General features: G+C 71.8%; 24 protein-coding genes and 1 tRNA gene. 5 read left to right on the top strand and 20 right to left on the bottom strand.

The window, feature by feature from the left end; translation table 11 throughout:
• Positions 1-321 precede the first annotated feature (321 nt).
• Both AB0M93_RS11380 and AB0M93_RS11375 read right to left on the bottom strand, forming a co-directional pair.
• Positions 322-966 carry a hypothetical protein gene (locus tag AB0M93_RS11380; RefSeq protein WP_364271252.1) on the bottom strand — a complete coding sequence of 215 codons (645 nt, stop codon included), beginning with the start codon at positions 964-966 and terminating at the stop codon, positions 322-324.
• 78 nt (positions 967-1,044) lie between these two features.
• Positions 1,045-1,117 (bottom strand) — tRNA-Asn (locus AB0M93_RS11375).
• A gap of 167 nt (positions 1,118-1,284) precedes the next feature.
• Here AB0M93_RS11375 and AB0M93_RS11370 point away from each other — a divergent pair.
• Positions 1,285-1,455, top strand: coding sequence for a hypothetical protein (locus tag AB0M93_RS11370; protein WP_003097798.1), 171 nt, complete (start codon positions 1,285-1,287; stop codon positions 1,453-1,455).
• Here AB0M93_RS11370 and AB0M93_RS11365 read toward each other — a convergent pair.
• Genes AB0M93_RS11365 through dnaG form a run of 3 tightly spaced genes read right to left on the bottom strand, consistent with a single transcriptional unit; the run spans position 1,445 to position 4,698 of the window.
• Entirely contained in the window at positions 1,445-2,212 is a 768-nt protein-coding gene (locus AB0M93_RS11365; protein WP_364271249.1) for a trans-aconitate 2-methyltransferase, read from the bottom strand. The genes AB0M93_RS11370 and AB0M93_RS11365 overlap by 11 nt on opposite strands.
• 49 nt (positions 2,213-2,261) lie before the next feature.
• The gene (locus tag AB0M93_RS11360) at positions 2,262-2,783 is read right to left on the bottom strand and encodes a hypothetical protein (protein WP_364271246.1); all 522 of its coding nucleotides are present in this window, start codon (positions 2,781-2,783) and stop codon (positions 2,262-2,264) included.
• A 1-nt stretch (position 2,784) separates the two neighbouring features.
• Positions 2,785-4,698 carry a DNA primase gene (gene dnaG / locus AB0M93_RS11355; RefSeq protein ID WP_364271243.1) on the bottom strand — a complete coding sequence of 638 codons (1,914 nt, stop codon included), beginning with the start codon at positions 4,696-4,698 and terminating at the stop codon, positions 2,785-2,787.
• Between the two features lie 52 nt (positions 4,699-4,750).
• On the opposite strand from dnaG, the gene AB0M93_RS11350 reads away from it, so the two are divergent.
• A complete protein-coding gene (locus tag AB0M93_RS11350; protein ID WP_364271241.1) occupies positions 4,751-5,695 on the top strand; it encodes a sigma-70 family RNA polymerase sigma factor in 945 nt (314 codons plus the stop codon).
• Here AB0M93_RS11350 and AB0M93_RS11345 read toward each other — a convergent pair.
• The 3 genes from AB0M93_RS11345 to AB0M93_RS11335 all read right to left on the bottom strand — a co-directional run bounded on the left by AB0M93_RS11345 (position 5,676) and on the right by AB0M93_RS11335 (position 8,457).
• Positions 5,676-6,446: a hypothetical protein gene (locus AB0M93_RS11345; RefSeq protein WP_364271238.1), complete on the bottom strand. Its 771-nt coding sequence runs from the start codon at positions 6,444-6,446 to the stop codon at positions 5,676-5,678. The two genes, AB0M93_RS11350 and AB0M93_RS11345, sit on opposite strands and share 20 nt — an antisense overlap.
• 62 nt (positions 6,447-6,508) lie before the next feature.
• A complete protein-coding gene (locus AB0M93_RS11340) occupies positions 6,509-7,075 on the bottom strand; it encodes a carboxymuconolactone decarboxylase family protein (protein WP_364271235.1) in 567 nt (188 codons plus the stop codon).
• A gap of 23 nt (positions 7,076-7,098) precedes the next feature.
• Positions 7,099-8,457 carry an MFS transporter gene (locus AB0M93_RS11335; protein WP_364271233.1) on the bottom strand — a complete coding sequence of 453 codons (1,359 nt, stop codon included), beginning with the start codon at positions 8,455-8,457 and terminating at the stop codon, positions 7,099-7,101.
• A gap of 24 nt (positions 8,458-8,481) precedes the next feature.
• On the opposite strand from AB0M93_RS11335, the gene AB0M93_RS11330 reads away from it, so the two are divergent.
• Positions 8,482-8,931, top strand: coding sequence for a MarR family winged helix-turn-helix transcriptional regulator (locus AB0M93_RS11330; protein ID WP_364271230.1), 450 nt, complete (start codon positions 8,482-8,484; stop codon positions 8,929-8,931).
• Here AB0M93_RS11330 and AB0M93_RS11325 read toward each other — a convergent pair.
• Positions 8,928-9,632, bottom strand: coding sequence for a carboxymuconolactone decarboxylase family protein (locus tag AB0M93_RS11325; protein WP_364271227.1), 705 nt, complete (start codon positions 9,630-9,632; stop codon positions 8,928-8,930). The two genes, AB0M93_RS11330 and AB0M93_RS11325, sit on opposite strands and share 4 nt — an antisense overlap.
• Before the next feature lie 102 nt (positions 9,633-9,734).
• On the opposite strand from AB0M93_RS11325, the gene AB0M93_RS11320 reads away from it, so the two are divergent.
• Both AB0M93_RS11320 and AB0M93_RS11315 read left to right on the top strand, forming a co-directional pair.
• The gene (locus AB0M93_RS11320; RefSeq protein ID WP_364271224.1) at positions 9,735-10,334 is read left to right on the top strand and encodes a TetR/AcrR family transcriptional regulator; all 600 of its coding nucleotides are present in this window, start codon (positions 9,735-9,737) and stop codon (positions 10,332-10,334) included.
• 71 nt (positions 10,335-10,405) lie between these two features.
• Positions 10,406-10,723 carry a VOC family protein gene (locus AB0M93_RS11315; RefSeq protein WP_364271221.1) on the top strand — a complete coding sequence of 106 codons (318 nt, stop codon included), beginning with the start codon at positions 10,406-10,408 and terminating at the stop codon, positions 10,721-10,723.
• Positions 10,724-10,733: 10 nt separating this feature from the next.
• Here the strand turns inward: AB0M93_RS11315 and AB0M93_RS11310 are convergent, their stop codons facing one another.
• The 11 genes from AB0M93_RS11310 to AB0M93_RS11260 form a co-directional block, all read right to left on the bottom strand.
• Complete coding sequence (locus AB0M93_RS11310) at positions 10,734-11,285, bottom strand: DinB family protein (RefSeq protein ID WP_364271218.1); 552 nt, start codon at positions 11,283-11,285, stop codon at positions 10,734-10,736.
• Positions 11,282-13,087 (bottom strand): glycosyl transferase, encoded by a 1,806-nt coding sequence (locus AB0M93_RS11305; RefSeq protein ID WP_364272834.1) that lies wholly within the window; start codon positions 13,085-13,087, stop codon positions 11,282-11,284. Before AB0M93_RS11305 ends, AB0M93_RS11310 begins: the two co-directional genes overlap by 4 nt.
• Before the next feature lie 2 nt (positions 13,088-13,089).
• Positions 13,090-14,184 carry a serpin family protein gene (locus AB0M93_RS11300; RefSeq protein WP_364271215.1) on the bottom strand — a complete coding sequence of 365 codons (1,095 nt, stop codon included), beginning with the start codon at positions 14,182-14,184 and terminating at the stop codon, positions 13,090-13,092.
• Positions 14,185-14,448: 264 nt separating this feature from the next.
• A complete protein-coding gene (locus AB0M93_RS11295) occupies positions 14,449-15,723 on the bottom strand; it encodes a deoxyguanosinetriphosphate triphosphohydrolase (RefSeq protein ID WP_364271212.1) in 1,275 nt (424 codons plus the stop codon).
• A gap of 33 nt (positions 15,724-15,756) precedes the next feature.
• Entirely contained in the window at positions 15,757-16,410 is a 654-nt protein-coding gene (locus tag AB0M93_RS11290; protein ID WP_364271209.1) for a YdcF family protein, read from the bottom strand.
• 32 nt (positions 16,411-16,442) lie between these two features.
• Complete coding sequence (locus tag AB0M93_RS11285) at positions 16,443-17,048, bottom strand: response regulator transcription factor (RefSeq protein WP_364271206.1); 606 nt, start codon at positions 17,046-17,048, stop codon at positions 16,443-16,445.
• Positions 17,045-18,247 carry a sensor histidine kinase gene (locus AB0M93_RS11280; RefSeq protein ID WP_364271203.1) on the bottom strand — a complete coding sequence of 401 codons (1,203 nt, stop codon included), beginning with the start codon at positions 18,245-18,247 and terminating at the stop codon, positions 17,045-17,047. The genes AB0M93_RS11285 and AB0M93_RS11280 overlap by 4 nt, the downstream gene beginning before the upstream one ends.
• A 25-nt stretch (positions 18,248-18,272) precedes the next feature.
• On the bottom strand, positions 18,273-19,013 hold the full coding sequence (locus AB0M93_RS11275) for an ABC transporter permease (RefSeq protein WP_364271200.1): 741 nt from the start codon (positions 19,011-19,013) through the stop codon (positions 18,273-18,275).
• On the bottom strand, positions 19,010-19,942 hold the full coding sequence (locus tag AB0M93_RS11270; RefSeq protein ID WP_364271197.1) for an ABC transporter ATP-binding protein: 933 nt from the start codon (positions 19,940-19,942) through the stop codon (positions 19,010-19,012). The genes AB0M93_RS11275 and AB0M93_RS11270 overlap by 4 nt, the downstream gene beginning before the upstream one ends.
• 94 nt (positions 19,943-20,036) lie before the next feature.
• The gene (locus tag AB0M93_RS11265; protein WP_364271194.1) at positions 20,037-21,425 is read right to left on the bottom strand and encodes a glycine--tRNA ligase; all 1,389 of its coding nucleotides are present in this window, start codon (positions 21,423-21,425) and stop codon (positions 20,037-20,039) included.
• A gap of 87 nt (positions 21,426-21,512) precedes the next feature.
• On the bottom strand, positions 21,513-22,166 hold the full coding sequence (locus AB0M93_RS11260; RefSeq protein WP_364271191.1) for a class F sortase: 654 nt from the start codon (positions 22,164-22,166) through the stop codon (positions 21,513-21,515).
• Positions 22,167-22,208: the final 42 nt, after the last annotated feature.

Genomic DNA, 22,208 nt, shown 5'->3' with positions numbered 1-22,208 from the left:
CACGGCACCTGCACGACCTACCCGCTGACGCCCGGAACCCCGACAGCTGCATCACGCACGCTGGCCGGGCAGGGGCTGCAAGAGCCAGCGGAAAGTGACCGGGTGTGCCGTGGAGAGGGCCCACCAGGTGGGTCACTCGGCGTGGACTCCGCGGTCCGGGAAGCCCGGACCGCGCACCTGGTCCTCACCTTCGCGTTGGCCGTGGCGCAGGACGGGCAGTGTGATGCCGGGTCGTTCGCCGGCCTCACTGGCTTTCAACGTTGACGTTCGCAGCACCCCACCACGGCGCACGTCGACAACGCCGCGTGTCAGCGACTCCCTTTACACGAGGTAGTCGGCACGCCGAGATAGCAGCCCCGCCCGCGCCAAGGGGTCGTGGGGGACGTCCACGTGCACATCGCGAAGTGCTTCCAGCCGCGGCAGGCGTGCGGCGTGAGCGAGGTGAAGGCTGAGTCTCCGCATGAGGTTCGGCGCGGTGTGGCCGGGAAGCCCGCTGACGAGGTCGGCGACCTGGCGGATGGTCATCGTGTCACCGACCCTGATCGCCGCGACGACGATGCCGTCCAGGATGGAGTTCACGTCTTCTAGAGCGCGTCCGTAGCCGCTGGAGCGGCGCTTCCCGAATGTACGTCGTTGGCGGTTCCGGGCGTCCTGGATGCTGGCCAGGTGCAGCCGATTGCTTAGCAGCCCGGGGAGGAGCCTCTCGTTGAGGCCGATCTCGGATGCTCGATCCAGCCGGCGGCCACTGTTGCCGGTGTCCCCTCCGCCGCCGGCGGCGACTTCGACGCTGCTGCGACGGAGGATCAGGTCGACCAGCTCGGCATCCCGCTGATCACGATCGATCCGGACATCCCGCATGGCTCGAGCGGCATCGCGGGGGGCCTGTACGAAGCAGCGAGTATGCCGCCCGGAACGCCGAAGTGCTGATGCCCGCAGCGGCGACACCTTGCCGGAGTTTTTAATCACTAAATCCTCCCTCCCGGCGCCACGGCCCCACAACGCAGAGAAGCCCAGGCCGCTGGCCTGGGCTTTCTCATTGCAAAGCTCCCCCGCTTGGACTCGAACCAAGAACCCTCCGGTTAACAGCCGAATGCTCTGCCAGTTGAGCTACAGGGGATTGTTGCTCACTTCCGGTGCCGGTCTCTCCGACCGACAAGAAGAACTTTAGCCCATGCCCACGGCCCCCTTCACACCACCCCCCACTTAGCGCAACCGCCCCCGGGCGGGCGGTTTTCCTGGACAATGGACAGTCGGACGACCTAACGACGGAAGGCGTGGACGCGGATGAAGAAGTTCCTGCTGGGGGCAGGCCTGGGGTACGTACTGGGCGCCAAGGCAGGCCGGGGGCGGTACGAGCAGCTCGTGCGCACCTACCGCCGGGTCGTCGACCACCCCATGGTTCAAGGCGCCGCCGGGGTGGCGCGGGCGAAGATCGGGGAGAAGCTCAAGCGCTGACGCGGGCCACGAAGAACACGCGGCGGAACTCGAACCACGTCGTGCCGTCGGCGCGGGGCGGGTAGGCCGCGTCCAGGCGCGGTGCCAGCGCGGCGCGGAACTGCTCCCACTCCGCGTCGGGCAGTGCTGCGCGGATCGGGCGCAGGGCCGTGCCCGTGATCCACTCCAGCACCGGCGACGGCCCGCGCAGGGGCTGCACGTACGTCGTCTCCCAGGCGTCGACCGTGCAGCCCGCGTCCGCCAGGAGGTTCGCGTACTCCAGCGGGGTCGACACCGCGTCGTCCTCGCGCAGCACCACCTCCGCCAGGCGGGACGCCCACTCCGGGGACGCCGCCAGTTCACGCGTCAGCACGTGCGACGGCGCGTTGAAGTTGCCCGGAACCTGGACCGCCAGATACGCGCCCGCAGGCAACGACGCGGCCCAGCGCCGCAGCAGGTCGGCGTGGTCCGGCACCCACTGCAGGACCGCGTTCGACACCACGACGTCGGTGTCCGGTGCCGGTGTCCAGTCGCGGACGTCGAGCACCGCCGCGTCGAGGCCGCGTTCCCGGGCTGCCGCCACCATTTCGGGTGAACTGTCGCTGCATTCCAGGACCGCCGAGGGCCAGCGGCCGGCCAGAGAGACCGTCAGGTTGCCCGGGCCGCAACCGAGGTCGACGACGCGGCGCGGCGACGAGGCCCCGATGCGCGAGACCAGGTCGTAAAACGGCCTGGCCCGTAGGTCGGCGTAGTCGAGGTACTTGTCCGGATCCCACACGGTCGCCTCCCGCATAAACAGTACGCGTGTACTGAGTACGAGCGTACTGCTACTCCGGTGGGTTGACCAGCTTCGCGGCGACCTGCTCGGCGATGGCTTCAACGAGCGCGCCGTCGGTGCCCGGGTCCGGCCGGACCTGCAGGACCGTGCCGTCGCGGCCCGGCACCTTGCGCTGGACGAACCACGCTCCGCCGGAACCGATCTCCTGCCGGTGCCGCGAGCGGATCGAGCCCTCGACGCGCTGGTACGCCTCGCGCGGCACCTTGCCCGGCGCCGGGAGGCGGAAGCGCACCGGCGGCCGGTCGGCGAGCACGACCGCCGACCCCGCGGTGCCCACCTCCGACGACTCCGTCAGCGTGAAGACGCCGTCCACCCAGGTGGCCTTGCCGATCAGGTGCCAGCCGACGCGCCGGGCGCCACCCTCGGCCGGGATCCACAGGCCCAGCGCCGTCACGACCAGGTGGCCGCCGCCCTCGACCGGGGCGCTGTCGACGACCTCTTCGCCAGGCGAAAGTGACCCCGCGAATCCGTCCGGCGTGCGGTCGCCCAGCAACCGGCGCAGGAAGCTCATCTCAGCTCCACGCGCCGGCGGCCGCCTGCTCGCCCAGCGACTTCTTGTACTGCTCCAGCGCGACGAGGTCGCCGAACAACGCGCGGTAGTCGTCCGGCGCTTCCACCGGCGACAGCCGCTGCAGCTTGCCCTTGATCTCCGCGATCTGCCGCCCGACGAGGCCCTCCTGCAGCCGGGCGAGGATCGACGAGATGTACCGGGAGTCGACTTCGTCCTTGGCCTGCAACGGTTCCACGGCCAGCTCGGACAGCACCCGCCGGACCGTCCCTTCCGGACAGTGCGGGGCCGCCGCGTCCAGCAGCGCCGGGCCGGTCAGGCCCGAACCCGCGCCGCCCGCCTTGAGAACCGCCTCGTGCACCGCGACGTACACCGGGTGCGTGAACGCCTCCAGCGGCAAGGCGTCGTACTCCGGGCCGGCGATCGCGGGCTGCTGCAGCGCCGCTTTCAGCGCCTCGCGCTGCACGGCGAACCGCGGGTCCTTCGGCGCCGGACGGGCGACGTCCTGCGTGGGCGCGGCCTGCGTCGCCTGGGCCCGCGCCGGCTGCCGGAGGGGCGCCCCGCCGCGCTTGTCGGTCACGCCCGCGGCACCGCGGACGCGGTTGACCACCTGCGCGACGTCCTGCCAGCCGACCCACCAGGCGAGCTTCGACGCGTAGCCGTCGCGGGCCGCGCGGTCCTTGATCGACGCCACCATCGGCACGGTCTTCTGCAGCGCCGCGACCTGGCCGTCGACCGAGTCGAGGTCGTAGTTCTTCAGCGTGCTGCGGATGACGAACTCGAACAGCGGGGTCCGCCGCGCGACCAGGTCCTTCACCGCGCTGTCGCCCTTGGCCAGGCGCAGCTCGCAGGGGTCCATGCCGTCCGGCGCCACCGCGATGTACGTCTGGCCGGCGAACGTCTGGTCACCTTCGAACGCCTTCAGCGCCGCCTTCTGGCCCGCTTCGTCGCCGTCGAAGGTGAAGATCACTTCGCCGCGGAAGGCGTCGTCGTCCATCATCAGCCGGCGAAGCACCTTCATGTGGTCTTCGCCGAACGCCGTGCCCGATGACGCCACCGCCGTCGGCACGCCCGAAGCGTGCATCGCCATGACGTCGGTGTAGCCCTCGACCACGACGACCTGGTGCCGCTTCGCGATCTCGCGCTTGGCCAGGTCGAGGCCGAACATGACCTGCGACTTCTTGTAGATCGGCGATTCGGCGGTGTTGAGGTACTTCGCCGAGATCCGGTCGTCTTCGAACAGCCGCCGCGCGCCGAAGCCGACGACGTCGTTGCCGACGTCGCGGATCGGCCAGACCAGCCGCCGGTGGAAGCGGTCCATCGGGCCGCGCTGGCCCTCCTTGGACAATCCGGCCGTGAGCAGTTCCTTGACCTCGAAACCGCGGTTGAGCAGGAACTTCGTCAGCTTGTCCCAGCCGCCGGGTGCGTACCCGCAACCGAACGTCTTCGCCATCGCGGCGTCGAACCCGCGCTCGGACAGGAAGTCCCGGGCCGGGCGCGCCTCGTCGGTGACCAGCTGCTCGGCGTAGAACTCCTGGGCCAGGCGGTGGGCTTCGATCAGCCGGGTGCGGCTGCCGCGGTCGCGCTGGATCGTCGCGCCGCCACCCTCGTAGGTGAGCCGGATGCCGACCCGGTCGGCCAGCCGCTCGACGGCCTCCACGAACGAGATCAGGTCGATCTTCTGGACGAACTTGATCACGTCGCCGCCCTCGCCACAGCCGAAGCAGTGAAAGGTGCCGTGCGTCGGGCGGACGTTGAACGACGGGGTCTTCTCGTTGTGGAACGGGCAGAGGCCCTTCAGGCTGCCCCCACCGGCGCGGCGCAGCGCCACGTACTCCCCGACGACCTCGTCGATCCGGTTCCGCTCGCGCACCTCCGCGATGTCGCTCTCCCGAATCCGTCCTGCCACGCCGCCCACTCTAGTCTTGCCTCCCCGGCCCGGTTCCCCCCGTGTGCGGCACACTCGGCTCATGGCCTCCACGCCCACCGCCCAGGACACGCTCGCCGCCCGGTTCGCCGAGCACCGCAGTCACCTGATCGGGGTGGCCTACCGGCTGACCGGCACGCGCGCCGACGCCGAGGACGCGGTCCAGGAGTCGTGGCTGCGGCTGGCCGGGCTGGACGACGCCGGCCGCGCGGCGATCCGCGACCTGCGGGGCTGGCTCACCACGGTCGTCGGCCGGATCTGCCTGGACCGGCTCAAGTCCGCCGCCGCGCAGCGCGAGAAGTACGTCGGCAACTGGCTGCCGGAGCCGGTCGTGACGCCGTTCGGGCGCCCAGTGAGCGAAGACCCCCTGGAGGTCGCGGTCCGTGACGACGGCCTGCGGATGGCCGCACTCGTCGTGCTCGACAAGCTGACGCCGGAGCAGCGGGTCGCCTTCGTGCTGCACGACGCCTTCTCGGTGCCGTTCTCCGAGATCGCGAACGCGCTCGGCGTCTCGGTCGACGCCGCGCGCCAGCACGCCTCCCGCGGCCGCAAGGCCCTCGCCGACGCGGACCCGGCGCCGCGCGTGCCGCTGGAAGACCAGGCGAAGATCCTCGAGAAGTTCGTCGCCGCCCTGCACCAGGGCGACATCCGGGCGATGACCGAGCTGCTGGCCCCGGACGTCGTGCTCATCGGCGACTCGGACGGCAAGGGCCGCACCGCCCGCCAGCTCATCCTCGGCCCGGACAAGATCGCCCGGTTCTTCCTCGGCCTCACCCGCAAGTACGCGCCCGGGATGCTGGAGCGCGGCGAGCCGGTGCTGGTCAACGGCGACCTCGGGATGTACCTGGCGCCGATGCCGGGCCGCGACGGCTTTCTCGCCCTCGACGAGCACGTGCAGTCGGTCAGCATCCGCGACGGGAAGATCGTGGCGATCTACGACGTGGTCAACCCGGACAAGCTGACGCGGATCACGCGTCCCGGCGCTTGACCTGCCCGATCCCGGCGGCCAGCAGCACGAGCGCGAAGGCCCCGAAGTAGGCCAGCGCCCAGCCCGGGCTCAGCGGCGAGTCGGACAGGACGGTGGCGTTGCCGCCGTCGCGCCCGGCGTTCGCCTCGCCGTGGCCGCTGAGGAACTTCGTGACGGCGTTCAGCGGCAGCCACCGGTGGATCGCCTGCCCGGCCCGCGGGATCAGCAGGACGAGGTTCTCCGCCATCAGCGGGTAGCCGACGACCAGCGCGACCGCGCCGGCGGTGTGCCGCAGGAGCAGCCCGACGCCGACCCCGCAGACGGCGGCCAGGGCGAACACCGGTCCGGTGCCGGCGACGATCCGCCAGTCCGCGGCGCTGTCCAGCGCCAGGTCGGCGTCCGGCGCGAGGATCCGGGCCACCAGCCAGGCCGTGAAGGCGGCGGCTTCGCCGAGCAGGAACGCGTAGCCGGCGACGAGCGAGGCCTTGGCCAGCAGCACCGGCGTCCGGCTCGGGACGGCCTGGAAGGTGCCGTGGATCGTGCCGGAGTGATACTCGCTGGTCACCGCGAGCGCGGCCAGCACCAGCACGGCCACCAGGCCGAGCTGGTAGCCGAACTGCGTGCTCGCGACGGTCGGCGGCAGGTGGGATTCGGACGCGGTGAGCGCGGTGATCGCGGCCGGGAAGACCAGCGCGGCCAGCGCGAAGAGACCGCACACCCAGGGCGTGACGATGCTGAAGAGCTTGATCCGTTCACTGGCGACGAGGTGCATGCGGGAACGGTCCCGCGCCGGACCCCGGTGGCGCGTCCCACCGGGGTCGGGTTCGCGGGGTCCTACGGGAGCGGGACCCGGCAGGCGTCGCCGGAGGTGAAGCCCTGGTCCACGATGCCGAGCGCGCTGTTCATCCGGGCCCGGGAGTTCTCCAGCGCGATCTGGTAGGTCAGCTCGATCACGCCGTCGCGGCCGAACTCGCGCTCGAGCTCGGCGACCTGCTCGTCGGTCACCGTGACCTGCTCCGCCGACATCGCGTCGGCGTAGGCGATCGCCAGCCGTTCCTGGTGGTTGAACGCGGGCGAGGTCGCGTAGCCGTCGATCCGCTTGAGCCGTTCGATGTCCAGGCCGTCGTGCTTCTGCAGCATGGTGCCGAAGTCGACGCACCACGAGCAGCCGATCCGCGTCGCGACCCGGTAGACGGCGAGCTCGCGCACGTTCGCCGGGAGCTTCTTCGACGCGCGTTCCACCAGCAGTTCGTGCGCGATGTTCGCCCGGAGCAGCCCGGGGTGGTGCGCGACGACGGCCATCGGCTCCGGCACGGCCCCGTACCGGCGCCCGGCGATCCGGTAGAACAGCTTGACGACCGGTCCGGCTTCCGTGGTCCTCTTCGCGGTGATGCGCGGCATTGCGGGTCTCCTTCGTCTCGGTCCTACCGCGGGGACGAGACGGCTCCCGGGGACGTGACACGGGGGGCGGTGAGCCACGCCACCAGCATCGTCGCGGCCGCCGCGGCGAACACGACGGCGAGGCCCGGCGCGGCCAGCGCACCGGTCGTGGCCAGCGCGACCCAGCCGAACACCGCGGCCCCGGCGAGGCCGCCCGCCTGCCGGGCGAAGGTCAGCGACCCCAGGGTGACGCCCATCAGGTCACGCGCCGCCCGCGTCTGGCCGAGCACGGTGTAGGCGGAGGTGCAGACGGCGAACGCCGCGCCGGTCGCGAACAGGCCCGGCGCAAGGAGCCAGGGCGTACCCCCGAGGGCCCCGGCGACGGCGATCGCAGCGAGCCCGGCCGTGCCGAGCAGGCAGCCGAGACGCCCCCACGCGGCGAGGTCCGGGTGGCGGCGGGCCAGGGCGGCGAAGGACGTCGACAGGACGAGCTGGCCCGCGGTCATGGCGACGAGCAGCAACCCGGTTCCCGCCGCGCCCGCGCCGGAGGCGGCGACCAGCGCAACGTAGGTGAAGGTGCCGTAGAGCGCGGCGCCCGCCAGGCCGTTGACCACCACCGCGCGCTTGAGGACGGCGTCGGCGAACACCTTCGGCGAGATCAGCGGGCTGGGCGTGCGGCGCTGGCGCCGGACGAACAACACGCCCGCCACCACGACGGTTCCGGCCAGCAACGGCGTCCACAAGGGACTGCGGGCGAGCGCGTCCACCGTGCCGAGCGCGACGACGGCCGTGCCCGCGACGGTCAGCAGCACACTGCCCGGGACGTCGAACTTTTCGTCGGCTCGGCGCGGTTTCGCGGGCAGCCCGCGCAGCCCGAGCACCAGGGCAGGCACGCACAGGGGCAGGTTCACGAGGAAGACCCACCGCCAGCCGGGGCCCGCCGCGAGCAGGCCGCCCAGTGGCGGGCCGCCGAGGGTCGCGGCCGCGAACACGGCCGTCTGCCAGCCCTGCCGGCGCAGCAGCTCGTCGCGGTCGAACAGGTCCCCGAGCGCGCTCATCGCCGTGACGATCAGGCCGCTGCCGCCGAGGCCCTGCAGGGCGCGGGCGGCGATCAGGGAGCCGAGGCCCGGCGCGGCGGCGCACCACGCGGAGGCGGCGGCGAACACGAGGACCGAGCCGGCGAAGGACACCCGACGCCCGTGGAGATCGCCCAGCCTGCCGTGCAGGGGCGTGGCGACGGTCAGGGTCAGCAGGCCGGCGGCGGTCACCGCGACGAGCCCGGTGCGGGCGTGCAGCTCGGCTCCGATCGACGGCAGGGCCGCGGTGAGGATCAGGCCGTCGAGCTGGGCCATGGCCATCCCGAGCAGGAGACCGGCGTAGGCGACGTTCCGCGATGCGTGCATAACGCACACATTATAGTGTGCGTTATGCACGCATCAAGCGAGGGCGGCCCGGCACTCTTCCGCCTGGTCCGGCACTGGGCACGCCAGTGGGCCCCGGACGTCGTCGAGCGCTTCGCCGCCGGCGCCCCGCCGTCGTGGACGGTGCCGAACCTCTTCGTCATCCAGGCGATCGACGGCGCCACCGGCGACGAGGTGACGGTCGCGGACGTGGCGCGCCAGCTGGGCATCGACCGCTCGGTGGCCAGCCGGATGGTCGCCGAAGCGGTGCGAGAGGGCTTCGTCGCACGCTCGACGTCGACCCGCGACGCACGCCGGGCGGTCCTGACCCTCACCGAAGCGGCGAAGAAGTTCCTCGACGCTTCGCGGGCCCACCAGCGCCAGGCGTTCGAAGGGCTGGTGGGCCACTGGGCGCAGGAGGACCGCGAGCGGTTCGCCGGCTACCTGAGCCGGCTCGCGGACGAAGTCCTCGGTTAAGCCAGGATTTCGTTCAGCGCTTCCCAGGCGTGCCACGCCCGCGTGACGCCGAACTGGGCGTTGAACCGCAGCGCCGCCCGCACGTCCTCCGGCGCCGCGCCGCCCCGCAGCGCGCGCCCGACGTGCGTGCGGAACGTGTCGGCCAGCGTCTGGTAGTGGACGTCGACACTGAGGCTGACCAGGCCGCGCTCGCGTTCGCTGAGCGTGCCCGGGCCGTGCCCGGTGCGCATCCGCGACTGCAGGTCGAAGTAGCCGGCGAAATGCGGGTCCAGTTCGGCCAGCCGGGCCCGGACCTGGTCCGGCAGCGGGCTGGGCGCGGCGCCGGGCCCGGTGGAGAGCAGCTCGGCGGCCAGCGGTTCGGCGACCGGCCGCGCCAACCCGAGTTCCGCCTCCAGCTCGGCGATCCGCTCGATGCCGGCGGCCGCCGCGTGGTACCCGCAGTCGTACGAGACGAACCGGAGCAGCTCCCGGACGTCCGCGGTGGACACCCCGGCTGCCAGGCCGGCCCGCACGTGCGCGGCGAACGCCAGGCCCAGGCTCGCCTGGCAGACGTCGGCCGTGACGCACAGGAACGTCTTCTCGCGGTCGGTCAGTTCCGGAATCGCCCGGACGTGCCTCGCGGTGGCCCCGGCCAGCTGGGCGAACACCGGGTCGAGCGCGGCGAGCCGGTCGAGGCTCGTGGGGGTTTCGGTGGTGGTCACGTGGGTGCTCCCTCGATTGTCTGAACGTTCGTAGCGCTACAGCTGTAGTGCAAATGACGCTACACCTGTAGCGCAATGAGTGTCCAGCTACACTGGGCGGTGATGGAAGAGACCAGACGCCGGCGGAACGCCCGTGGCCAGGGCGAGCTGCTGCGGGAAGAGATCGTCACGGCCGCCGTGCGGATGCTCGACGAGCTCGCCGACGACGAGGCCCTGTCCCTGCGGGCCGTCGCCCGCGCGGTGTCGATCGCCGCGACGTCGGTCTACTTGCACTTCCACGACCGCGACGCGCTCGTCCTGGCCGCCATGCAACGCTGTCACGAGGAGCTCGTCGGCACCGGCGACGCAGCGGCCGAGGTCGCCCCGGATCCGGCGGCCGCGCTGCGCGCCCGGATCCTGGCGCAGGCCGGTTGGGCGCGGGCGCACCCGGGGCTCTACAAGGTCCTGCACGAGAGCAAAGTCCACCGGCGGCACGGGATGCCGTTCAAGGAGGTCATGGTCGCCCGTACGACCGAGGCGGTCCAGCGGTGCATGGACGCGGGCCTGGCCCCGGCCGGCGACGCCGCGACCGTCGCCATCGACCTGCGGACCGCCGTCAACGGCATGCTGGCCCAGCGCATCAACGAGCCCGACCTGCCGTGGCCGCCCGCCGTCGAGCAGCTCGACCGGTTCCTGGTCAAGCTGGTGGGCCTGCGGCTCTGACTTGTGCGCCGGGCCCGGACCGGCTTGGGTGGGCCGGTATGAGCAGCGGTTTCCCGACGGTGGTCCCTCGGATGGTGGTGACCGACCTGGTCGCCGCCGTCGCGTTCCTGCGCACGGTCTTCGGCGCGGCCGGCGAGGTCGAGAGCGGCCGGCCCGCCGAGCTCCGCATCGGCGACTCGCTGGTCATGGTCTCGGCCGAAGGCGAGCGCGCGCTGTTCCCGGCGTTCCTGCACGTCTACGTGGCCGACGCGGACGCGACGTACCGCCGCGCGCTCGACTGTGGCGCGGCGAGCCTGGAGGAGCCGGCGAAGATGCCCTACGGCGACCGGCGCGCGATGGTCCGCGACCCGTTCGGCAACGTCTTCCAGATCGCGCAGCGCGGAAGCTGACGGGGCGGCGCTACTCCCCCGTGCTGCCGTCGATCGACTCGCGGATGAGGTCCGCGTGGCCGTTGTGCCTGCCGTACTCCTCGACCATGTGGACCAGGATCCAGCGCAGGCTCGGCCGGCTGCCGTCCCGCCGCGAGCGCCGGGCACGCTGCGACAGGTCGCCGTTCGCCAGCGCCTCGTCGAGCAGTTCGCGGGACCGGGCGACCGTCGCCTCCCAGAGCCCGGTCAGCTGCTCCGGCGTGTCGTCCACCGCGGACTCCCAGTCCCAGTCGGGCGTCGCCGTCCAGTCGACCGCGTCGAACGGCGCCGAGCGGTCGTGGCCGGACAGCACGTGGGAGAACCAGTGGTCCTCCACGTACGCCAGGTGCTTGAGCAGCCCGCCGAGCGTCAGCGTCGACGGCCCCACCGTCGCGCGCAGGGCCGCCGCGTCCAGCCCGGCGCACTTCCAGGCCAGCGTCGCGCGGTGGAAGTCGAGGAAACCCAGCAGCGTCGCGGTTTCGTCGCCGTCGAGGGGCGGTTCGGGCCGGCCCTGTTCGTCCACAGTGGTCACCTGGTCGCTCACGCCGTCATCGGGCGGACGTCCCAGATCCACACCCCGCCGACGAACTCCGCCGGCTTGCGCAGCAGCAGCTCCACAGTGGACTTCAGGGCTTCCTGGTTCTGCCGCGGCCCGACCACGAGCACGTCCGCGTTCCAGTACCGCAGGTCCGCGAGCGCCTGGGTGCGGTCCGCCTCGGTGACCTCGGCGGCCTGCCCGGTGCGCTCGACCTGCGCGAACAGGTCCGACGTCGGCCGCGGGACGGCGCCGTACCGGCCGCTGCGGTCCGTCGCCGACGTCGGACCGACGAAGTAGCCCTCCGGCATCGGGTAGCCGAGACCCGCGTCGACCTGCCAGTGCAGCGGCTCGGCTTCGCCGGTGCTCGGCAGCGGCACCGGCACCAGCGACCCGCCGGGAGCGACGTACTGGCGCCAGATGCCGTCGGCGAAGAACGGCGGCGACAGCGGACGCTGGTGCGTCACCAGCTCCGTCGGCGCGATCGGCAGCAGCACCGCGATGACCGCGCCGATCCAGATCATCCGCAGCGGGAACGCCGGCTTGCCCTCGGGCGGCGCCGGTTGCTCGGCCGCCGCCGTCCAGACGCGGTGCGTCGCGATCGCCAAAAGGCCGCCGGCCACCGGGATGCAGCCCATCGCGAGCCGCGATTCGAGCAGCGAGTCCAGCAACGGCAGCTGGCCCAGCCACTTCCACGGGCCGGCGACGCCGGTGTCGTCGTGCGCCACCGTGATCTCGACGCCGAGGGACAGCAGGGCCATCACGTACATCGTGATCGCCAGCGCCCGCGCCACGACGTCCCGCCACAGCCAGATCGTGAGCACCACCATCAGCACGATCAGCGGCCAGCCGAAGAAGGCGTTCTCCTCGGTGCGGTTCATCGACACGTCCGCGGCCGCCTCCGGCGCGCCGGCGATCGACTGCGTGGCGAAGCGCGTGAACGCCGCCGTGTCGTTGCCCGCCGGGCCGTGCAGCAGCGAGTGGAAGCTCTGCGGGCCGAAGAACTGCCAGTACAACGGGAAGCCGGCGATGAGCAGCGCGACCACCGCGCCGACGGCGATCCCCTTGCCCAGCGGCGCCAGCATGCCGCGGATCTCCCCGCGGCATGGGATCAGGTAGGAGACCGCGAAGACGAGGAAGGTGAGCGCGAAGATCGCCAGCGGCTCTTCGCCCAGCAGGATCTGCCACGCGACGAGCAGCCCGAGCACGATCCCGTTGCGCACCGGGCGTTCGCCGCGGGCGATCTGGATCGTCTTGAGCGCGATGAACGGCAGCACGAACAGCACCACGAAATTGGGGTGCGCGTTGCCGTGCGAGATCATCGGCGGGGCGAAGCCGCAGAACGCGCCGCCGATGGCCGCCGCCGTCCGGTTCGGCACCAGGTGCCGGGAGAACACCCAGTACCAGCCGGTCGCGGTGCCGGCGAGGCCAGCGGTGAGCACGATCGCCCAGGTGAGCGTCGCGCCGAAGGTGAGCGTGATCGGGGCCAGCGGGATGTTCAGGCCGAACATCGCCGCGTTCGCCGCCATGTTGACGCCGAGCGGGTAGTTCTGCAGGTCCGTCGTGAACGGGTTCTGGAAGTGCAGGACGGACTTCGCGACGACCGTCGAGTACCACTCCCACTGGCTCTGGTCGGACGCGCCGTTCCAGAGGTAACCGCGCTTGAGGTCGAACCACAGCCCGTTGTAGAGCAGGATCGTGAACAGCAGGAACCCGCCGGTGATCGCGGAGTCCTGCCACGCCCAGCGCTTCGGTCCCTCGGGGAGTTCGGGAGCGGGCGGCACCAGCTCGGGAACGGCTTCGGACTTCAGGCTCACGGTTCGACCACCCTGGCGAGGAAGTAGAGCGCCCCGGTCCCGGCGTGCCGGACCAGCAGCAGGAACGGCCGGTCGACCGTGACGGCGACCGGGTCGTCGACCATCATCGAAGCGAGGCGCATGACCAGCGCGGTCGCCGCGGCCCCTTCGAAACCCTGTTCGTCGACGCGCAGGACGGCCTGGTGCAGCACCTCGGACACGGTCAGCCGCGGGTCCGGCGACAGCCCGCTCAGGTCGGCGTCGTCGGTGAACATCGTGCGGACGCCGAGGCCGCGCAGCACGCCGGTCAGCGAGCTGGGGACGTCGAGTGCGATCTTGGGGAGCGCGAGCTCGACGGCTCTGAAGGTGATCGCGTCGAGCAGGCTCGTCAGGGACGGCTGGTCGAGCTCGGTCTCGGCCTCGGCGAGGTCGCCGTCGGGCAGGAGGACGACTGCCTGCAGGCCCCCGGCCGCGGCGAGCTGCACCGCCTGCCAGCCGCCGGCGTGCGCGTAGCCGACGCGCTCGCTCAGCCACATGGTCGGCACGTCCCGGTCGCCGGAGGGGGCGTGGAACGGCGCGTCGCCGGTGTTGGCCTCGCGGAACGGCAGTTTCCACGCGGCCTTCAGGTACAGCGCGTTGACGAGCACGGCCGCGACGTCGGAGTCGATCGAGCCGGGCGGCAGCAGCTGCGGGATCAGCCCGCGCGTGGTGCGGCCGACGTCGTCGTTGATCAGCGCCCGGGCGGCTTCGGGCTCTTTCTCGAACGGCGCGCTCGCGACGGCGGCGCCGGGCCACGCGGCGAGTTCGGCCTTGAAGGAGTCTTCGAGCGGGAGCCGGTCGTCAGCCCACAGCGTGTTGGCTACGGCCAGCTCGGGCTGCTCCTCGCTCCGGCCCTCGTCGACGAGCTGGGCGGCGTCCCGCAGCAGGACGGTCTGCTCGTCCGGGTCGCCGACCAGGGCGACCAGCTCGTCCCGGGTGCGCCCGCGGGCGACGCGCGCGGCGAGGGTCAGCGCACTGGCCACCGAATACGGCGAAAAGCAGGTGTTCCCGCCCTCGGCACCGAGGGCCGAGTGGACGGCGAGGGCGAACCGGAGGTGGCTGTCCGTGGCCATGCGGGCGAGACTACCGGACCGGAGCACCCCACCGGCCGCCCGCGCGCAACTCCACCCGAGGATGACAAAACCCGGCGAAAGTTTCGCCCCACCGGCCGTGCGCCACCAGGCTTCTCCCGTGATCGAAAGGTCAACTCGCGTGCTCAGGAGGTCAACTCGCGTGATTGGGAGGTCGACACGGCTCGAACCCACCCTCCCTGCGTGTCGACTCCCCAATCACGCGTGTCGACCCTTCAATCACGCGTGTCGGCTCTCTGGTCACGGTCAGCGGTGGTGGCGGGTGACGTGCCAGGAGTGCCAGGCGTGGGCCTGGGCGTCGGTGAGGGAGGCGACCTGGTCGACCACCACGCGCAGCAGGCCCGCGTCGTCCGCTGCCGCGTTCCAGGCCGGGACGAACAGCGGGTCGAGGGACTCCGGGGCCCGCTGGGCGAGGGCGTGGACCAGGTCGACCAGCAGCTCGCGCTGGCCCTCCTGCATCGCCAGCCGGCGGCGGTCGCTCATCACGTACCGCAGGGCCAGTGCCTTCAGCAGGGCCACTTCGGCCGCCACCTGTTCCGGGACGCACAGGCGGGCCCGGTAGCGCCCGAGCGGGCCCTCGCCGAACTCCGCGCGCGTTCCGGTGACCGCCGCCGTCGTGAAGCGGCCGACCAGCTCGCTCGTCAGCCGTTTCAGCGCGACCTGGGCGCCCGGCGAACCGTCCGGCTCGGCCGACACCAGCGCCGCGACCACCGGCAGCGCCAGCAGTTCCGCGGCCGCATCCTCCAAAGTGGACACCGACTGGGCGGAGAAGTGCTTGGCGGCGGCCTCGGCGACGGCCGCGCGCTCGTCCGGGTGGGCCAGCACGCGCAGCTTGATCCGGCCGGCCAGCACCCCGTCCTCGACGTCGTGCACCGAGTACGCCACGTCGTCGGCCCAGTCCATGATCTGGGCCTCCAGGCACGTCCGCTCCGGCGGCGCCCCGGCCCGGAACCACTCGAACACCGGGACGTCGTCGGCATACACGCCGTACTTCACCTGGCCGGGTTTGCGCGGCCACGGGTACTTCGTGGTCGCGTCCAGGCAGGCGCGGGTCAGGTTGAGGCCCACCGGGTCGCCGGCGTCGGAGAGCAGCTTCGGTTCCAGCCGGGTGAGGATGCGCAACGTCTGCGCGTTGCCCTCGAACCCGCCGCACGCGGCCGCGACCTCGTCGAGCGCGCGCTCGCCGTTGTGCCCGAACGGCGGGTGGCCGATGTCGTGCGCCAGCCCCGCGGTGTCCACCAGGTCCGGGTCCGCGCCCAGCTCTTCGGCGATGCCGCGGCCGATCTGCGCGACTTCCAGCGAGTGCGTCAGCCGGGTGCGCGGGACGCCGGTGACCTCGGCGCCCTCCCCTGGCCCGACCACCTGGGTCTTGCCGGCGAGCCGCCGCAGCGCGGCGGAGTGCAGCACCCGTGCCCGGTCGCGGGAGAACGCGCTGCGCCCGTCCGCCCGCGCGCCGGGCAGCGCGGCGCCCTTCGCCGGCTCCGGCAGCAGGCGGGCGGTGTCGTGCTCGGTGTAGTCCACGTGACCAGCCTAAACGGGCCCACAGACAGAAACTCAGCCGAGGAAAGTCGCGAACAGATCGTCGGCCGGGGTCTTCGTCAGCCGGTAGTACAGCAGCGCGCCGGTCTCGCGGACGATGTACCGCACCTGGGTGACGCGCTCCTGGACGATCGGCCCGCTGTGCGTCGGCGCGGTCCACGCCTCCAGCCCCAGGTCGCCGGCCATCGTGCGGGCGCGGAAGGAGTGCCACGGGTCGCTGACCAGCACCGCCGTGCGCCACCCGCGGGCCTCGACCTGCTGGGCGACCGCGCGCAGGCTCCGCAGCGTGTCGCTGCCCTCGCCGACCGCGAGCGTCGCCGACGCCGGCACGCCGCGCCGGGTCAGCCAGAGCTGGCCGGCCCGTGCCTCGGTGAAGTTGTCCTCGGCCTTCTTGCCGCCCGCGGTGACGATCATCTTCGCGACGCCCGCGTCGTAGAGCTGCTTGGCCTTCACCAGCCGGGCGGCGTAGATGTCCGACGGCTTGCCGTTGTACTGGGCCGCGCCCAGCACCACGATGACGTCGGCGGGCCGCCGGTCGTTCTCGCGGGCGACCTCCCAGACACGGAACGCCGTGCCGCCGACGAGCGCGAGCAGCATGAGGAGGGTGCCGAAGGCGATCCGGCGTGCCCAGCTCGCGCGCGAGGGCTTGGTGCGTTCAGCGGTACCCACCCGCCCCATTCTGTCAGAGGCGCGCGGTCCGTTCAGAGCCAGCCGCGCTCCTCGGCGACGCGCACCGCTTCGGCTCGCGTCCGTGCCCCGGTCTTGCCGATCGCGGCGGAAAGGTGGTTGCGGACGGTGCCTTCCGACAGGTGCAGGGCGCGGGCGACGTCGGCCACCGTGCTGCCGTCCCTGGCCTCCCGCAGCACGTCGAGCTCCCGCCCGGTGAGCGGGCTGGCGCCGGTGGCGAGGGACTCCGCGGCGAGCGCGGGGTCCACCACCCGGAGTCCACTGTGGACGCGCCGGACGGCTTCGACGAGCTGTTCCGGTGGCGCGTCCTTGACGACGAACCCGGCCGCGCCCGCGGCCATCGCGCGGGCGAGGTAGCCGGGCCTGCCGAAGGTGGTGCAGATGATCACCCGGCAGGACGGGAGCGCGGCCCGCAGGTCGGCCGCCGCCTCCAGGCCGTCCTTGCCCGGCATCTGGACGTCCAGCAGGGCGACGTCCGGCTTCGCCTCGCGCGCGGCGGCGACCACCTCGTCGCCGGAGCCGACCTGCCCGACCACTTCGATGTCGTTCTCGAGGCCCAGCACGGTGGCCAGCGCCCCGCGCACCATGGCCTGGTCGTCGGCCAGCAGCACCCGGATCAAGCGAGTCCTCCCGCGGGTTCGGCACGCACGGCCGGGGCGGCCGCACGCGGTTCGGGCTGCGGGATCTCCGCCCGCACCAGCAATCCTCCCCCGGACCGGACGGACGTCCGCAACGTGCCCCCGACCGCGTCCAGCCGCTCGGAGAGCCCGCGCAGGCCGTTGCCCTGGACGACCCCGGTGGCCTGGCCGTCGTCCTCGACCTCCAGCCAGGCGCTGCCCAGCCGGACCTTCACCTGCTTGGCCCCGGAGTGCCGCAGCACGTTCGTGACGGCTTCGCGCAGCACGTACCCGAAGGTGTTCTGGAACTCCGGCCGGACGTTGTCCACGGCGTGCGGCATGTCGGCTTCGATCTCCGCGGCCCGCAGCGCCGCCCGGGCGCCGACGAGCTCGGCCGACAGCGACACCTCGCGGTACTCCGACACGGTCGCGCGGACGTCGGAGAGCGCGCTGCGCGTCAGGCTCTCGACCTCGCGGATCTCCTCGACCGCGCGCGGGATGTCCCCCGAGCTCTCCAGCACCCGCCGGGCCAGCCCCGCCTTGACGGTGATCGTGGTGAGGCTGTGCCCGAGCAGGTCGTGCAGGTCGCGGGCGACGCGCTGGCGTTCGTTCGTCACGGCGAGGGTGGCGATCTCCTTGTTGGCCAGCTCGAGCCGCCGGATGGCGCGGATCAGGTTGGCCATGAAGAACATCGCCAGCGTCACCGAGGCGACCGTGATCAGGTCGCCGTAGCCGTCCAGGAACTTGCCCTCCACCGCCAGCAGCAGCGCGCCGGCCAGCAACGTCGGGATGTCGACGAGCACCGCCCACGCGGGCGGGGCCAGGAACACCATCACCGCGGTGCCGTAGAGCAGGATGAACGGGCTCGACCCCGCCACCGCGACCGTGCCGAGGCCCAGCAGGTTCATCCCGATGCCGAAGGCCAGCTTCGCCGGCCGCCGCCACCGGAAGGCGAAGGGGAACAGCAGGTAGCAAAGCGCGTAGGCGTAGATCAGCACGCCGGTGGCCACGAGGCCGGCGGTCACCTCGGGCTCGGCGGCCAGTGACCTGGTGGCCGGGATCAGGAACGGCAGCAGGAAGACCACGCCCAGGACCGGCCAGCGCAGCCGGTCCGGGCCGCCGCCCTCCGCTTCGGTGAACGGGTCTTCCCACCAGGATTCCCTGCCGTTCAGCCCGAACCGGTGCCTCTCGGACTCCGCCATCGCCGTTCCTCGTCCTTCCGGGCCCTCAGACGCGGGCACTGTCCTTACGGTAACGCCTGATCACCAGCGCCCCCAGCACGACGGTCCACGCGCCGAGCACGCCCACCGCGGTCGGCAGCGACACCACCATGTCGGTGGTCACCGCGGGCCGCACCACCTGCAGCACCCAGTACGTCGGCATGATCTGCGCGACGTCGTGCATCCACGCCGGCATCGTCTCCAGCGGGATCCACAGGCCGCCGAGGAAGCCCATGCCCAGGGTGACGATCATGCTGATCGGCTGCATCGAGTCCGGCGTGCCGAACTGGCCGATCAGCAGGCCGAGCAGGACCAGCGGGAGCGTGCCGAGGAAGACGCCGGCGAAGATGCGGACCCAGCCCGCCGCGTCCAGGTGCACGCCTTCGACGGTCACGGCCAGCAGCGGCACCAGGATCAGCGCCGGCAGCCCGACGAGCATCCCGGACAGCGCCTTGCCGCCCAGGTAGCCGAATCCGGTCAGCGGGGTCAGCCGCAGCTGCCGCTGCCAGCCGAGCGCGCGTTCCAGGGCGAGCCGCCCGCCGCTGGTGTTGGCCGCGGCGAACGCGCCGAAGGTCATCATGTTGATCATCACGATCGCCGCGAACTCCGCGTGCTGCGGGTCGCTCGCCTTCACGAAGACGCTGGCCTGCAACAGGAACATGAGCACCGGGAACGCGATCACGAAGACGATGAACCGCGGGGCGCGGAAGTTCCGGCGGATCTCGGTGAACAGGTAGGTGGCGTTCATCGCGCGGACTCCGGGGTCTCGTCGGCGGTCAGGGACAGGAAGGCGCCTTCGAGGCCGATGGCGCTGATTTCGACGTCGTGCACGGCCGGGAGGGCCGCCTTGAGCGCCCACAGCGTGGCGTCGGAGTCGCCGCTGGAGATGGCGACGCGGTCGCCGCGCAGCTCGAACTCCTTGACGCCGGGCAAGGCCGCGATGACCGCGTCACTGGCGCCCGGGACGGCCGCGCGCAGGGTACGGCCCCCGGCCAGGGCGCGGACCTCGGCGACGCTGCCGTCGGCGACGATCCGGCCGCGGCGCATCAGCACCACGCGGTCGGCGAACTCCTCGGCCTCTTCGAGGTAGTGCGTCGCGAACAGGACCGTGCGCCCGGACTCGGTGAACGAGTACATCGACCGCCAGAACTCACGCCGGGTGCCGACGTCCATCGCCGCGGTCGGCTCGTCGAGGATCAGCAGGTCCGGGTTGCTGACCAGGGCGACGGCGAACCGCACGCGCTGCTTCTGCCCACCGGAGAGCTTGTTCGCGCGGCGGCCGGCCAGCTCCTCGACACCGGCGGCGCGCAGGGCCTCGGCCACCGGCATCGGCTTGCGGTGCAGCGCGGCGACCATGCCGACGGTCTCGCCGACGGTCAGGTCGTCCATCAGGGCGCCGCCCTGCAGCATCGCGCCGATCAGCCCGTCGCGGACGGCGTCGGCCGGCTTGCGCCCGAACACGCGCACCTCGCCGGCACCGGGCGTGGTCAGGCCGAGGATCATGTCGACGGTGGTGGACTTGCCGGCGCCGTTCGGGCCGAGCAGGGCGACCACCTCGCCCGGGGCGATGGTCAGGTCGACGCCGTCGACCGCGTGGACCTCGCCGTAGTGCTTCCGCAGGCCGGTGAGGTGGATCGCGGCCCCCGCCGCCACCGCCTGGTTGTCTGTTTCTCCCATGCCCCCAGGCTGCCGCCCGGAAGGCCCGGCTCCCCAGACCGTGCGTCACGACCTGACCGTGACAGGTGTCAGGGGTAGCCGGGCCCCGGGTGGTTCAGCAGCCGATGAGGCGGCCGGCCAGGTAGGACTCGAGCTTGTCGATCGCGATGCGCTCCTGCGACATCGAGTCGCGCTCGCGCACGGTCACGGCCTGGTCTTCGAGCGAGTCGAAGTCGACCGTGACGCAGTACGGCGTGCCGATCTCGTCCTGACGGCGGTAGCGGCGGCCGATCGCCTGGGCGTCGTCGAAGTCGACGTTCCAGTGCTTGCGCAGGGTCGCGGCGACCTCCTTCGCCTTCGGGGTCAGGTCGGCGTTGCGCGAGAGCGGCAGCACCGCGACCTTGAACGGCGAAAGCCGCGGGTCGAGCTTCAGCACCACGCGGATGTCGGTGCCGCCCTTGGCGTTCGGCACCTCTTCCTCGACGTAGGAGTCCACCAGGAACGCCATCATCGAGCGGCCGACACCGGCCGCCGGCTCGATGACGAACGGGCGGTACCGCTGGCCCGAAGCCTGGTCGAAGAACGACAGGTCCTGGCCCGAGTGGTTCGAGTGCGTCGTCAGGTCGAAGTCGGTGCGGTTGGCGATGCCCTCCAGCTCGCCCCACTCCTGACCCGCGTTGAACGCGAACCGGTACTCGATGTCGACGGTGCGCTTCGCGTAGTGCGAAAGCTTTTCCTTCGGGTGCTCGAAGTGGCGCAGGTTCTCGGGCTTGATGCCGAGGTCCTTGTACCAGTTCGTGCGCTCGTCGATCCAGTACTGGTGCCAGCGCTCGTCCTCGCCCGGCTCGACGAAGAACTCCATCTCCATCTGCTCGAACTCGCGCGTCCGGAAGATGAAGTTGCCCGGCGTGATCTCGTTGCGGAAGGACTTGCCGATCTGGCCGATGCCGAACGGCGGCTTCTTCCGCGACGTCGTCTGGACGTTGGAGAAGTTCACGAAGATGCCCTGCGCGGTCTCCGGGCGGAGGTAGTGCAGGCCCTCTTCGGACTCCACCGGGCCGAGGTAGGTCTTCAGCATCATGTTGAAGTCCCGCGGCGGGGTGTACTGGCCGCGCGTGCCGCAGTTCGGGCACGGCACCTCGGACAGGTCGTCCTCCCGGGTCTCCTTGCCGGTGCGCGCCGCGAACTCCTCGGCGAGCTGGTCGGCGCGGAACCGCTTGTGGCACGACAGGCACTCGATCAGCGGGTCGGTGAACACGTTGACGTGCCCCGACGCGACCCAGACCTCACGCGGCAGGATCACCGACGAGTCGAGGCCGACGACGTCGTCGCGGCCCTGGACGACGGTCTTCCACCACTGGCGCTTGATGTTGTCCTTGAGCTCGACCCCGAGCGGCCCGTAGTCCCACGCAGAGCGGGTGCCGCCGTAGATCTCTCCGCTGGCGAAGACGAAACCACGGCGCTTGCACAGGCTGATGATCTTCTCAATGGTGTTCGTGGGCACTCCACGCTCCGAAAAGCTTGCGGGGACGGTTCAGGACTGAACGTCCAGGGTATCGGCCGGGGCCCACCGCTTTTCGCCCAGGTGAGCCTACGGCCGTGACACCAGCGACGCCGTCACGACGCGGTTGTCCTCATAGCCTTCGCTGCCGCCCACGTACTCGCCGCCGCACGTCACCAGCAGCAGCTTGTGCGGCCCGTCCGGGTTGAACAGCTGCTCGGAACGGCCGGCGAGGTCCGACTTGTGCACCGTCTCCGTGGCGTCGATCCGGTACACCCACGCGCCGCCCGCGGCGTCGGTCAGCTTGACCTCCTGCCCCTCCTTGACCTGCCAGAGCTCGTTGAACGGGCCCTTCTTGCCCTTCCAGTTCACGTGCCCGGACAGCAGCGCGACGCCGTGGTCGGCACCCAGCTTCGCGCCCCACCAGGCGGCCTCGTCGAGCCCCTCCGGGATCTTCAGCGCACCCGCGGCGTCCAGGTCCTCCTGGACCAGCTTCGCGGTGCCGCCGCCGGGCAGGGACAGCTGCGCGGGGTCGCGGCCGGCGTCCTGCCCGGTGCTCTGCGGCGCCGGCTGGTTCGCGGCCGGGACGGGCGCACCGGCGCCGTTCGCGACCGCGGGTTCATCCTTTCCGGTGAACACGAGCAGGGTCACGACCAGCGCCGCGACCACGAACGCCCCGGCGACGCCGACGATCCACCAGCGGCCGGAGCTCTTCTTCGGCTCCGCCGGGTTCCGATCCTGCATGTGCTTGTGCTCCTTCGCTGTCCGGGCAGTGCACAGACAGGC

This window comes from Amycolatopsis sp. NPDC051102 (assembly GCF_040682815.1).
Lineage (GTDB): Bacteria > Actinomycetota > Actinomycetes > Mycobacteriales > Pseudonocardiaceae > Amycolatopsis.
This window is presented reverse-complemented; position numbering and strand designations above follow the sequence as displayed.